We start from the raw sequence: 13529 nt of genomic DNA, 5'->3' as shown, positions 1-13529 counted from the left end.
CCGGCGGTGGCGCCGCGGGCTTGGCGGGCGCGGCAGGCGGCGTGGCGGCCGCAGGTGCCGTCGCCGAGCCTCCGGGCAGTCGCAAGTGCTGGCGCTCGAAGATCTTGTTGACGTCCTTCAGGTTATTCTCGCGCGCGATCGCCTCGGCCGTCAGGCCCGGGTACATGGCGGCGATCTTCGAAAGGGTCTGTCCGGCGCGCACCACGTGCACGGACGGCCGCTCCGGGTGCTTCGTCTCGTGTACCTTCGGCTGGCTCTGCAGCACGAAATACGGCGCCACGAATGTCACGTCGGACGAAAATGCGGACGGCGCCAGCATGCCGATCTTTTCCGGCTGGTCGGCCATCGCCGCGTGGTAGAACGACAGGTCCAGCTTGAACAAATCGGGATACAGGGGCGGCAGCTCGCCCAGGCGGTTGGTCTTCGTGTCGAGCACGTGCTCGCCGCTCTTGACCTGCACCGGCTGGTTGGCGATGGGCTGCTGGGCGACGTCGCGCAGCTCGGCCTTGGCCGGCTTGCCCAGTTCGACGATCTTGCCCGGCGCGTAGCCTTCGTGCTTGCCGATCGCGGCCACCACGTCGTTGAACTGCTTTTCGCTGAGCTTGCCCACGACGTCGTCGGCCTTGACGTTGGCGCGCTTGCAGATAAAGGCGATATAACCGGCCGTATCGTTTTCGTGCGGTGGCGCGTAACGGTGCATCATTTCGCTGATGGTGCTCTTGCCGTACACCTCACGCATCAGCTTCATGCGCTCGCGCTCGCCGGCGGCGCGGTCCTTGAAGATCAGGAACAGGCTTTTCGGATCGGAGGTACGCTGGGCATAGCCGATCACGTCGTGCACGACGCGCTTGCCCGGCTTGGCCATATTGCCCGGGTTATTCATGCGCCAGGCGAAGGAGCCGCCGATATACAGCGTCTCGGCCCCGTTTTCATCGAAATAATGAACCGTTTTCTTTTCACGGTAATAGACGGCACGGACGAACATTACTTGCCTGCCGCGCCAAAGAATTCTTTTTTCAACGCTTCGCTCGCATCCTGGAACGGTGCCCTGGCCCGCACGACGTCGTCGCGCTCGAACATCGGCACGTCCGTGTCGCCATTGAACTTGTACCGCTTGAACTGTACCGCGCCCTTCTTCAGGCGCTCCGCCGGCGTCGTGCCGGTCCGCTCGGCCTCGACGGCATACAGCTGCCCGCCTTCCCTGTAGAAGGAAACGGCGACCAGGTTGGCGTCGCCGCTTTCATAGCTGCGCAGGTTGTAGCCCAAGCCCTGCGACGACGGCATCGTCACGTGCAGCCACGGCTCGCCTGCCTTCTCCGGTTTCAGGAAGACGGTGTACGTGTCGAACCCGCTGGCCGTCAGGTTGCCGACGAAGCCGCGCAGGATCTGGAAGGAGAACTCGCCCGCCTTGACGTCGTTCGGCCCATAATGCAGCGGCACCTCGGCGCGCGCCGGCGCGGCGCCGGCCTGGCCCGCCACGAGCAGCAACGCCAGCAGCGGTGCCGCAAGAAAACTCCGATAGTCCATTTAATCCTCGCCGTCCTCGATGGCCCGGAGCACGTCGGCATCGCCGAATACCAGACGTTCCAGGAAGTGATTTTTCAACAGGTCGAACATGTCCGGCTCCGATGCGCCCTGGCCATGGCCCTCCTCGGCCTCGTCCTCATGGCTTGCCTGCGCGTCGTCCGCATCGGCCTGACCTTCGGCGTATTCATGATCGCTGCCGTGATCGTCGTCGCTGCCGTGGTCGTGATCGTGATCGTGATCGTGATCCTCGTCGCCGTCATCGTCCGCATCCTCGTGCGAACCGCAGCCGCAGCCTTCCTCGTGGGCGTGCTGGATCACGGTCCAGTCGCGCTTCTCACCCACCAGCACCGTCAGCGCGGCCGGGTTGTCGTGGAAGATGCGGCGCGTGCGGCCGTATTCGTCCAGGGTGCCCTTGCCGACCACCTGGCCGTCCCGGTCGATGAAGCGGTAGGGAATCGCACCGCCCAGCGTGGCCGAGATCATGTCCTGCAGGGGCCGGTCGATGACGACCTTCGTGCTCAGTTTCTCGAGAAGCGGCGTGATGCGGATATCGCCCGGCTTCGGAATGTCGATCGCCACCGGATTGCCGCGTGCCGGCCCCGCCAGCTCCTTCATCGACGCCTTGAACGTCATCGTTCCCGGTCCGTGGAGCATGATGTTGCCGCCTTCGAGCTTCAGGTAGGCGCCCTGGGCCGTCAGCATGACGTGCTCCTTGGCGGCCACTGTCACGCTCTTGGCGACGCTGGCCACGGTGATGGCCTTGTCGGCCGTCACCCGCAGTACGTCGGACTGGCTTTGCAGGCTGACCTGGCCGCTGGCCGCGTGCAGGCGCAGGCCCGTCTCCTGGTTCGGCTTTTCCGCCGCGCTGGCCTTGCCGTAGGTGAACAGGCTGATGCCCTCCTTGACGGTGTGCACGCTGTTGCCCTGCGCTGCCAGGTTGACGTCCTGGCCGGCGGCGATGCTGGTGGTCGTGCCCGCGCGCAGGATGGCGCTGGCCGGTGTCGTGGCGGCGATGCCTGCCGGGCTCGACAGTTGCAGCTGGGGCGCGCCATAGGCGCTGGCGTTGCCCTGCCCGCCCGTGTCGCCGCCACTGCCGCCCTGCTGGCCGTCAAGGGCTTTTTCCACCTTGGCCAGCCCGGCAATGACGGGCAGCTGGTCCGGTGCCGCTTCGGCCGCGCCGCCTGCGCCCTTCAGTCCGGCGTTGTGCTTCTGCGCCGTTTCGGCCAGGTCCTGCTGCAATTGACGGCTCTGGCCGACCTGGGCCAGGGCCTCACGGCTGTCGAGCTGCTGGCCGCTGCCGCCGTGGCGGGCGTCGGCCGACAGCAGCAGGCCGCCGCCGGCACGCAAGGCGGCGCCGTGCGCGCTTTTCAGTTCGGCGCCGAAGCCGGCCGGCGCCAGGCGCTGGTTGTCGCTCTGGTGCACCAGGTGACCGAGGTTCAATTCATCCGTGCCGTCGTGGGCCTTGGCGTGGCGTTGCAAGGCTACCCGGGGCTGGCCGGGGCTGTCGTCGAAGACCAGCTGGCTGTAGCCGCCCGTGCCCTGCTGGCTGGCATTCATGGCCTGGGATTTCAGGCCCGACAGCACGGCCGCGTGGGCATGGGCGCCAGCCTCGCCCGGGAACCAGGCGGCGGCATTGCCCGTGGCCACACCCGCGCCTTGTGCCACCTGGTTATGTTGCGCGTCGGCCTGGCCGCGGCCGTTGTAGACGGCGCCGATGACGACGGGGCGGTCGATATTGCCGTCGATAAAGTCGATCAGTACTTCGCTGCCGACGCGGGGCACGGCGGCACTGCCCCAGTTGGCGCCGGCAACGGGCGCCAGGGGCGTGGCCAGCCGCACCCAAGTGCCGGCGCCGTCATCCCCGGGCGCGCCCGTGTCCGAGGCGGCGGCCGGGTGCTCCAGGCGGCTGTGGCTCTGCACGCCCCGCTGCCAGTGGAACTGCACCTTGATGCGGTGGTCGCGGTCCGTGTGGACGGCGGCGCCCGGCGGGCCGACGACGATGGCGGTCTGCTGGCCGCGCACGGTGGGCTTCGGATGCAGCAGCTGGCCGTGGCCGTCGACGCTGCTGCTGCGATACGGCACGGCCGAGCGCACGGCATCGATGCGGTTGCGGTACAAGGGCCGCTCGCCCTTGCCATGCCCGACCGCGTGCAGGCCGCGTGCCCCTTCCTGGCCGATGGCGACGGCCAGCGCGCTTTCGCCCAGCGTGCCCAGGACCCGTTCGCGGATGTCGGCGCTCAGGTTGTTGTGCGCCAGGTGCAGCACGCGCGTGACGACGAAGCTGCGGGCGGCATCGTCCGCCGCGCTGTCGAGCTGGGCCTGGCCGGCCAGCGTGAAGGTCGTGCCGGGCACCAGGGTGCGCACGGTGCCGGCCCCCGTCCACGTCTCGCGCCGGGTTTCCAGCGCCTGCATTTGCCGGTCCGCGATGCGCTGGCCCTGCTCGCGCGACGGGTAGGCGTAGGCGCCCGGCGTGTCGCGGCTGGTCAGCGGCAAATCGCCCTGGATGGCGGCGGCGGCACCGACGGGCCGGTTGCGGTTGCCCCGGTAGTCCCAGCTGGACAGCGCGATGGCGTCGGGCGTCCAGCGCGTCTCCGCGCGCCAGCGGTCGATGCTGTCTTCCCGCATCACGGCGCCGGGCTGGGTGAAACGCACCGCCGGCTGGGCATTGGGCTGGAAGCTGCCGTTATGGTCGGCGATGACGAGGGTGTGGCTGCCCAGGCTGGCGCTGCCGGGCTCGCCCGCATGCTCGAAGTACCAGAACAGGCCTTCCTCGCTCATCAGACGCTGCGCGAAGGCGAAATCGGATTCCTGGTACTGGCAGGCCAGCGAGCGGACCGGATAGGCCGCGGCGTCGGCCAGGTCGAAGCGCCAGGCCGGCACCAGGGTGCCGGCGCCCTGCCAGCCAGAAAACAGCGCGGACAGGATGTCGGGCACGCTCTTGCCCTGGAACACGCGGCTGTCGCGCCCGTGCCGCAGGAAAGCAAACCACGGTCCCAAAGTGAGGCGGTAGCGGGCCAGGCCGCCGTCCGCGCCGACGATGGCCGCTTCCGTGATATGGCCGTGAAACATGCGCGGGGCCGGTCCCGTCGTGTCCAGTTCGAGCAGCGCGGGCTGGCCCAGCAGGGATTTCAGGGGAATGGCCGCATCGTGCGACAGCACCGTCACGTCCAGCGCATAGCATTGGCCGATGGCTTCCTCGCCGCGCAGACATTCCACCACCAGGCCGTCGGCGACGACGGGGGTGGTCAGGCGGAGCAGTCGGGTGGTCTGGGTCAGGCTGTCTGGCACGTGGAGCATGGGTATTTGGCAACGAGCAATGACTTGGTATTCTACTACGAACCGCCATTAACTCAGCAATGAAACATCACGCCTGCTGTGCCACTTCCACCGTCAGAACCGACAGCAATCCCACCAGCTTGGTCGTATCCATCGGCTTGACAAAATAATGGTCGAAGCCGGCGGCCAGCGATTTTTCCTGGTCTTCCTTGCGGCCGTAGCCGGTAACGGCGATCAGGTGGGCAGTGGCCGTCTGCGGCAGCGCACGCAGGCGCCGTGCCAGTTCGTTGCCGTCGACGTCGGGCAGGCCGATATCGAGGAAGCAGACCTGCGGCTCCCGCGCCACGGCCAGTTCCAGGGCCTCGGCGGCGCGGTGCGCCACGCTGACCTCGTGGCCGGCCGCTTCCAGGAACAGCGCCAGGGTCTGGGCCGCGTCGATATTGTCGTCCACCACCAGGCAGCGCAGGCGGTTCGGTTGCGCCACGCGCGCGGCCGGCCCGCCCGGCTGCATGACCGGCTCGGGCAATTCCTCGAACGGCAGGTCGACGGTAAACGTGCTGCCCCGTTCCAGCCCCGCGCTTTCCGCGCGCACGCTGCCGCCGTGCAGCATGACGAGGGTGCGGGCCAGCGCCAGCCCCAGGCCCAGGCCGCCCTGCGACCGGTCCGACGTGCGTTCGGCCTGGGTGAACAGTTCGAACACGCGCGTGACCAGCTCCGGCGCCATGCCGATGCCGTCGTCGGCCACCACCAGGCGCACGTGGGGTCCGGCGCGGTCCAGCGACACCCGCACGTGGCCGTATTCCTGGGTGTACTTGGCAGCGTTGTTGAGCAGGTTCGCCACCACCTGCACCATGCGCTTGTGGTCCGCGTTGATGCCCAGCGGCTCGTGCGGCAGGTCCAGTTCCAGCTGCTGGCGCTTGCTCTTGAACAGGGGGTAGGCCTGCTCGACGGCGTCTTCGACGACGGTGCGCAGGTCCAGCGGTTGGCGGTTCAGCTTCACGAGGCCGCGCGTGACGCGCGAGACGTCCAGCAGATCGTCGATCAGGCGTGTCATGTGCTCGACCTGGCGCGCGATGATCTCGGCCGTGCGCGCCACCGAAGCATTGTCCGCGTGGGCCATCTTCAGCACCTGGGCGCCGGAACTGATGGGCGCCAGCGGGTTGCGCAGCTCGTGGGCCAGCATGGCCAGGAATTCGTCCTTGCGCCGGTCGGCCGCCTGCAACGAGGCGGTGGCGGCGTCGCGTTCCACTTCCTTCTTCTGCAGCGCCTCGGCCATCTCGTCGAGCGAGCGGGCCAGCGCGCTGATTTCCTCTTCCTCGTAGCGCATGCCGGTGCGGGTGTCGAGCGAGCCCGAAGCGATGCGGTTGGCGGTGCGCGCCAGGGTCTGCACGCGGCGCACGATCAGGATGTCGCCGCCGAACCAGGCGGCCAGCAGCGCCAGCGTGACGGTGGCGACCAGGCCGATGGTGGCGATCAGCTGGTCGCGCGTGGCAGCCGCCACGATCTCCTGGTAGGGAATGCCGATCATCACGGTGTAGTCGGAAATATCGTGCCTGCCCACGCGGGCGAAGGCATACATGCGCTGCACGCCGTCCGCGTCCGTCAGCAGCACGGGCACCTTGGGGCGCGTCGTCCAGGCTTCCTGCAGGGGCCCGCCGATCTTCTTGCCGAACCAGCCGGCCGGATCGGGACGGCGCGAAATGATGGTGCCGTTGGCGTCCACGGTCCACAGCAGCGAGCCGGGCGAGAGCTGCACGTCCAGCACGAACTTGTCCAGCTCCGTCAGGTCCAGCGCGGCGAACAGTACGGCCGCCACCTCGCCGCCGCGGATCACGGGATAGGTCAGGTTGATCGTATGCTTCGAGATGACGCGCCCGAACACGTAGTTGCCGGCGATGAAGCGCCGCTCCGTGACGGCGCGGCGGAAATGCGCACGGTCGGCCAGGTTGACCAGGCCGACGGACGACACGGCGCTGCAGGTGACGTCGCCATTCAGGCGGATCAGGCCGAAATTGACGTAGTCCGTGTTCTTCGACAGGATGTCCGACAGCAGCACGCTGCAATCGTCCGAATTACCCAGGATATCGGGCACGCTGGACAGGTCGCGCAGGATCTGGCGGGCCCCTTCGAGCGATTGGGCCTCGTTGGCGGCGGCCAGGTTGGCCACGCGCTGCAGGTTCTCGCGCGCCACCTCGATGGCGTGCTCGCGCTCGCGCAGGCCCGTCAGCACCGTCATCGCGGCCATCGGCGTGATGGCCAGGGCCACCAGCAGGATCAGGCGCCGGCGCAGGCTGTTCAGGCGGAACACGCATGCCCTCCCGCGGCGCGCGCCATGCTGTCGCCCAGCGTGATGATGGCGCCCACGCCACGGCGCAAGGTGGCTTCGTCGTCGGCGATGAAGCCGATGCGGATGAAACCGGGGCAGCCCAGCGCCTCGCCCGGCATCAGGGCGACCCGATAACGCTGCAGCAGCAGCTCGGCGAAGCCTTGCGTGTCGAAGGTCAGCGCGCGGATATCGCACCACAAATAGGGGCCGGCGGCGGGCGCGGCCACGGCGGCCCACGCGACCGGCGCGAACAGCGCCACCACCATGTCGCGCCGCACGCGGTAGTCGGCCAGCAGCTCGGACACGGCGCCGATGCCGAAGGCCGCCGCGGCCGCCACCTGCGTCAGCGCGGGCACGGCCGCCGTGATGGGGCCCTGCAGGGTGCTCATGGCCGACACCCAGGCCTGTGGCGCCACGGCGAAGCCGGCCCGCCAGCCCATCATCGCGTGGCTTTGCGACGCCGAGAACACGGTGACGATGCCCAGCGCTTCCCAGTCCGGGCAGGCCGCCAGGCTCAGGTGCACGGCGTCGAACACGAGCTTCTCGTAGCTTTCATCGACCAGGCATGCCGTGCCGGTGGCCCGCAGCCAGTCGCGCACGGCGGCCAGCTCGCCGGCGGTCAGCACCTTGCCGGTGGGATTATGGGGATTATTGACGACGAGGACCCGCGCCGCCGGCAAGGTGGCCAGGAAGGCCGCATCGATGACGTCGGGCTGGTCTACCAGTACCGTCTCCAGGCCCAGCAGGCGCGCCGTCGCGGCGTACGCGGGCCAGTGCGGCCGCAGCACGATGACGCGCTCGCCCGGGTCCGTCATCACGTACAGCGCTTCGTAGACGGCCTGTTTGGCGCCGTTGGTGGCGATGACGTGCGCCGGCGTGGCGGCGATGCCGTTCTCGCCGCGCAGCTTGGCGGCCAGCGCCGCGCGCAGCTCGGGTGCGCCGCCCACGGCCGTGTAGGGCAGCCGTGGCTCGCGCAGCGCGGCCGCCACGGCCTGGCGCACGGGCAGCGGCGCCGGGAAATGCGAGATGGCGATGGAAAGATCGATGACATCCTCGCCGCCCTGGCGCAGCGCATCGACCCGTTCATGCATGGCGGTGGTGGCCAGCGGCCAGGCGATGGCGATACGGTTCGATACTTGCATGACGCGCCTGTCCTCCCTGCCAAAAAATTTTCCACACTGCAATTCTACTGCGGATCGCGCCGTACCGGCGCGCTATCGTGACACCGGACGCGCGGGGCCCGAACGGTCCGCTGGCGGCCCCCCCGATCCCGCAATATAGCGCATCGGCAGGGGCCGCCCTGCCCCATTCGCGGGCGGCCATCAAGCCGGCGCGACCGCCCGCTCGAGCAGCGTGGGAATCTCGCCTGGCGGTACCGGTTTGCTGAACAAATAGCCCTGCATTTCGTCGCAGCCGTACTGGGCCAGGAAGTCGCGCTGCTGTTCCGTCTCCACCCCTTCGGCGATGACGCGCATCTGCAGCTGGTGCGACAGCGAGATGATGGCGCGGGCGATCGCCTGGTCGTCCGCGCTGTGGGCCAGGTCGCGCACGAAGGATTTGTCGATCTTCAGGCGGCTGATCGGGAAGGACTTCAGCGCCGCCAGGCTGGAATAGCCCGTGCCGAAATCGTCGATCGACAGGGCGATGCCCATCGCCTCGAGCTCGCGCATCTTGTCGACGGCCTGGCCGACGTCGCGCATGATCAGGCTTTCCGTCACTTCCAGCTCCAGCCAGCACGCGTCGAGCCGGGCGTCACGCAGCGCATCGGCCACGCGCGCCACCAGGCGCCGGTCGTCGAACTGGCGCGGCGACACGTTGACCGATACCACCAGCGGCGCATGACCGGCATCCTGCCAGGCACGCGCCTGGCGGCACGCCTCGCGCAGCACCCATTCGCCAATGGCGACGATGCTGCCGCTTTCTTCGGCCAGCGGGATGAACTGGTCGGGACGGATCTGGCCCCGTTCCGGATGCTCCCAGCGCACCAGCGCCTCGACGCCGAACACGTGACCGCTCTGCAGGTCCACCTTCGGCTGGTACACCAGGCGCAGCTGCTGGTCGTCGACGGCGCGGCGAAGGCCGTCCATCAGCGCCAGCTTCTGCTCCAGCGTGGCGTTCATCTCGTGCGCGTAGAACTGGCAGTTGTTCTTGCCCAGCTCCTTGGCGCGGTACATGGCCGCGTCGGCGTTCATCATCAGGGTGCCGCCATCGAGGCCGTCGCGCGGGTACATGGCCGCGCCGATCGAACAGCTGACCTGCACCTCCTGCCCTTCCAGCAGCACGGGCCGCACCACGGCCGACAGGATCTTGTCGAGCAGCGCGGCGGCGCCCGCCGCATCACCATCGGGCGGCTGCGGCAGCAGCAGCACGAACTCGTCGCCGCCGAAGCGACCCACCGTGTCGCTCTTTCGCAGGCATTCGACCATGCGTCCCGCCACGGCCTGCAGCAGTTCGTCGCCGGCTGCGTGGCCCAGCGTGTCGTTGACCAGCTTGAAGCTGTCCAGGTCGACGAAGGCCACCAGAACCTGCTGCTGCTCGCGCTCGGCGTGCAGGATGGCCTGCTCCAGGCGGTCGCCGATCAGGCTGCGGTTGGGCAGGCCCGTGAGCGAATCGTGGTGGGCCAGGTGGACGATGCGGGCCTCGTCGCGCTTGCGCTCGGAGATGTCGCGCACGATGGCCACCAGGCCGCCCTCGACGCCGACGATCTGCCAGTGCATCCATTCGGCCTTGAACTCGGGCAGGTCGTTGCGCCATTCTTCCTGATGCACGCCGCCTTCGATCATCATCTTCGCCAGCCGGGCGAACATGCCGTTCTCGCGCGCGCCGGGAATCCAGCTGCACAGGGTGGCGCTGCGCAGGTGGTCGCGCGAGCGGCCCGTCATCTGCTCGGCGCGGCTGTTGACGGAAACGATGCGGAAATCGATGATGGCGCCGACGTCGTCGCGCAGCGCGCGCAGCACGAAAAAGGCGTCCAGGTTCGCTTCGGAAGCGGCGGCATAGGTTTCCTGGGCCCGGCGGATGCGGCGGCGCGCCTTGGCGCCCTGCCACGACCAGGCCCACAGCAGTCCCATGACGAAGACCAGCACGGCCGAGGCCACGCCCGCCTCCCACAGCAGCGCGCGGCGCTGCTGCTCGAAGGCGGCCATCTGTTCGCGTTCGGACAGGCCCACCAACGCCACCACGCCGTAATTGCGCAGGGTGCGCGACGCCGTGTAGCGCGCCACGCCGTCGACCTGGGCCGAAGGCCGGCCGTCCGGATCGTTCCAGAAGGCCAAGTCGATGCGCTGGCCCCAGCTGTCCCGTGCGCCCACGCGCATCGAACGCGCAATGCCGTCAATGCCGGCCACGGCCACCAGGCCTTCGTCGCCCTGGCGCGAACGCTCGTAGCCGCTGGTGAAGTAGGTCGGGTCCACTTCCAGGATGGCCACGCCGGCGAAACTGCCGTCGGCGGCGCTCAGGCGGCGCGAGAAATGCAGATGCCACTCGTCGCGCGCGAGGTCGCGCATGGTTTCGGCCACGAACACGCCGTCGTTCGGGCGGTCGCGGTGGAAGGCGAAGTAGCGCTGGTCGGCCACCCGATGCGGCGGCGCGGTGGGATTGCTGGCCACGATATTGCCCTCGGCGTCGGCGATGCTGACGGCGAACACGAGCCCCGGCGGCAGCAGGCTTTGCTGGCCCAGCTCCGGCAAGGCGCCGGCCGCGCCGCGGCGCGCCACCGCATACTTGATCACCTTCAAGGTCTGGTCGATCGTCGTCAGGTTGCGTGCCACCTGCGCTTCATAGGTTTCCATCAGCTCGTTGACGGACTCGCGCGCGCCCGCCTGCGCCGCCAGCCTTTCCTTGCCGATGAAGTGGAAGCTGGTGCCCCAGATGACACCCAGCAGCAGCAGCGTAAACAGGGGCAGCGTCACATAGGTTTCCAGCCCCAGGCGCAGCCAGCGCGTGCGCCTGGCCGAGGCAATCACCTTGTCCATCAGCGCACCGCCAGCACGGGCCGCACCGAAGCATCCAGCGCGGAGCGTTCGATATAGCCGATCATGCCGGGATTGTCCGCCACCAGCTTGCGCACGGCGGCGCTGTTGGCAACCTCGCGCGGGGGCTGGCCGCGGCCCGTGAAGATCATCTTGGTCCAGTAGGCCTTCATCAGCGCGGGCGAACGGCGCGCCACGCGGTCGTAGAATTCGTCGCGCAAGGGCGAGCCCACACCCTGGTCGATGGCGACGGCCTCGCTGCCGTCCGGGAAGCGGTTGGCCTCGGACAGGAAGATATCGGCCACCTGGTCGCTGCGCAGCGCCGTGACGGGCGCGCGTGCGGACACGATGACCACCAGGTCGCTGGTGCCGGCCGCCCCCGTGTTCGCGGTCAGCAGCACGGCGGCTGCGGACACGATGGCTTGCAGTTTTCGGCTGAACATGGCGTGCCCCCTCAGAAGACGAAATCGGCCGACAGGCTGATCACGTTGAAGGACTTGCCCGACTGGTAACCCGGCTGCGCATTGGTCAGGGTGCCGCTGCTGCCGTCATGGGGGCGGGCCCGCTCGAGCTGCAGCTTGAAGGCATGGCTCGGGCCGGCATCCCAGCGTACGCCGGCCGAGATGGCATGCTGCGTCGGCACCTCGCGCAGGAAGTCGTTCAGCACCGCGTTGGCCTGCAGCGCCAGTGCGGCCACCTGTGGCGGCAAGCCGGTCGTGGGCAGGCCCGCCACCTGCACGTCCATGTTCGCGTGCACGGCACTGAAGGTCGCATAGGGGGTCAGCGCGCCGAAACGGTAGCCGCCGCTCAGGTAGCTGGCGGTCTGGTCGCCCAGCAGCGAACGGGTATTGGTGCGGCCGATCTCGCCCGTGACGAACCACGCGCCCGGGTCATACGTGAAGCCCGCGCTGAACACGGACACCCGCTTGGAGCGGATGTCGTAGCGCGCGGCCAGTGCCTGGCCGGCGGGCCCGAACTGGGACAGCACGTCGAACAGTTCACCGCCCGCGGGCACCTGGAAGATCGCATTGGCGGCCGTGGCCTGCACGGTCAGGGCGCCGGCCGTGGTGCGCTGGGTCAGGCCCACCATGCGCTTGGCCTTGGCGTCGAAGTCGCGCGACAGGCGGATCGACGTGCGACCGAAGAACACCTGGGTGGTCTGCTTGGTGCCGGCCAGGTTCCACCGGTAGGAGGCATCGAAACCGTCGCTGTTCGAGATCGGCATGGTGCTGTACAGCTCCACGGGCGGACGCACCCACGGCAGCGCATAACTGGCCTTGCGGTAGTCGGCGGCCAGGTACAGCGGCAGCGCGATGCGGCCCAGCCGCAGCGACAGGTCCGGCGTGGCCCGGTACTTGACGTTGGCCCACTCCACTTCCGGCTTGTAATTGTGTTCGACATTGCGCTCGGAGACGACCTGCACGACAGCCGACCAGCGTTTGTCGAGCTGCACGCCCAGTTGCGCGCCCAGGCGCGAGTCGACGTCGACGGCCCAGTGCTTGCCGTAGCCGGCCTGGCCGGGCGACAGGGGGCTGGCCGTGTAGTCGGCCAGCTTTTCCGTCGAGTGCACGGCGCTGACGGTACCGAAGCCGCCGAAGGTCCAGGCGGGCAGGTCGCCGTCGGCGGCGCGCGTGGCGGCATGCATGCAGCCCAGCGCCGTGACGACAAGGGCACGGCGCAGCACGCGGGAAGAGTGGACAGGTCGATAACGCTGGGACATGGGAGCAGTATTCCGTGGTTCGATGCGATGACGTCGGGCCGGGGTCGGGGGTCGGGTCTCGGATGGGCGAGCGGATCTGCTCGCGTGATTGCCGTGCGGCGGCCGGCACGGGGATGGGGTGCCGGCGTTCATGGGACAAGACGAAAGTTTATCGTAGGAAACTGTGATTGTCGATGAGTTTCCCAAGAGAACGCCGTGTAGCGCTGCGGGAAACAACAATCGCGACAGCGTGGCATCCGCCATGCTCTTACAATGGAGCTTTTCGCAAGGAACGGCCTTGGATACCTCGTGCGGCACCCTGATCGTCAACGCTTCCGGTCAACTGCTCTTGTGCCACGTGACGGGCACGGCGCACTGGGATATCCCGAAGGGCATGCTGGACGCGGGCGAGACGCCGCTGGCGGCGGCCCGGCGCGAACTGTTCGAAGAGGCGGGACTGTCGTTCGATGCCGAGCGCTTCCAGGACCTGGGGCGCTTCGACTACCGGCGCGACAAGCGGCTGCACCTGTTCCGGGTCGATGCCGGCGACGACCTGTGCAGCCTGGACCACCTGCGCTGCACCAGTTTCTTCCCGCACCGCGTGACGGGCAAGGATACGCCGGAAGTGGACGGCTTCCGCTGGGCCAGCCGCGACGAGGTGCGTACGCTGTGCTGGCCGCGGATGGCCCAGCGACTGCTGTCGCTGGACTGGTAAGGGATTGACAAAGGC

Annotated in this window: 9 protein-coding genes; 1 reads left to right on the top strand and 8 read right to left on the bottom strand. The window is 68.5% G+C overall.

The genetic code is table 11. The features are described 5' to 3' along the window. The 8 genes from GM672_RS20315 to GM672_RS20280 all read right to left on the bottom strand — a co-directional run. A partial coding sequence (locus GM672_RS20315; protein ID WP_155472358.1) for a LysM peptidoglycan-binding domain-containing protein occupies window positions 1–985 on the bottom strand: 985 nt, incomplete at its 3' end. Beyond that, a complete protein-coding gene (locus tag GM672_RS20310; RefSeq protein ID WP_155472357.1) occupies window positions 985–1527 on the bottom strand; it encodes a hypothetical protein in 543 nt (180 codons plus the stop codon). The genes GM672_RS20310 and GM672_RS20315, both read right to left, overlap by 1 nt. Then, window positions 1528–4824 (bottom strand): type VI secretion system Vgr family protein, encoded by a 3297-nt coding sequence (locus GM672_RS20305; protein WP_155472356.1) that lies wholly within the window; start codon window positions 4822–4824, stop codon window positions 1528–1530. A 67-nt stretch (window positions 4825–4891) separates the two neighbouring features. Further along, entirely contained in the window at window positions 4892–7111 is a 2220-nt protein-coding gene (locus tag GM672_RS20300; protein WP_229427754.1) for a hybrid sensor histidine kinase/response regulator, read from the bottom strand. Continuing rightward, window positions 7099–8271: a pyridoxal phosphate-dependent aminotransferase gene (locus GM672_RS20295; RefSeq protein ID WP_155472355.1), complete on the bottom strand. Its 1173-nt coding sequence runs from the start codon at window positions 8269–8271 to the stop codon at window positions 7099–7101. The genes GM672_RS20300 and GM672_RS20295 overlap by 13 nt, the downstream gene beginning before the upstream one ends. A 180-nt stretch (window positions 8272–8451) precedes the next feature. Next, window positions 8452–11103 (bottom strand): bifunctional diguanylate cyclase/phosphodiesterase, encoded by a 2652-nt coding sequence (locus tag GM672_RS20290; protein ID WP_155472354.1) that lies wholly within the window; start codon window positions 11101–11103, stop codon window positions 8452–8454. Continuing rightward, entirely contained in the window at window positions 11103–11543 is a 441-nt protein-coding gene (locus GM672_RS20285) for a type 2 periplasmic-binding domain-containing protein (protein WP_229417843.1), read from the bottom strand. Before GM672_RS20285 ends, GM672_RS20290 begins: the two co-directional genes overlap by 1 nt. An 11-nt stretch (window positions 11544–11554) precedes the next feature. Then, window positions 11555–12820 carry a hypothetical protein gene (locus GM672_RS20280; protein WP_155472353.1) on the bottom strand — a complete coding sequence of 422 codons (1266 nt, stop codon included), beginning with the start codon at window positions 12818–12820 and terminating at the stop codon, window positions 11555–11557. Between the two features lie 277 nt (window positions 12821–13097). On the opposite strand from GM672_RS20280, the gene GM672_RS20275 reads away from it, so the two are divergent. Continuing rightward, window positions 13098–13514: an NUDIX hydrolase gene (locus GM672_RS20275; protein ID WP_229417842.1), complete on the top strand. Its 417-nt coding sequence runs from the start codon at window positions 13098–13100 to the stop codon at window positions 13512–13514. Window positions 13515–13529: the final 15 nt, after the last annotated feature.

The organism is Pseudoduganella buxea, from assembly GCF_009720835.1.
GTDB classification, from domain to species: domain Bacteria; phylum Pseudomonadota; class Gammaproteobacteria; order Burkholderiales; family Burkholderiaceae_D; genus Rugamonas; species Rugamonas buxea.
The sequence above is the reverse complement of the archived record's forward strand: the minus strand, read 5'-3'. Positions and strand labels throughout refer to the sequence as shown.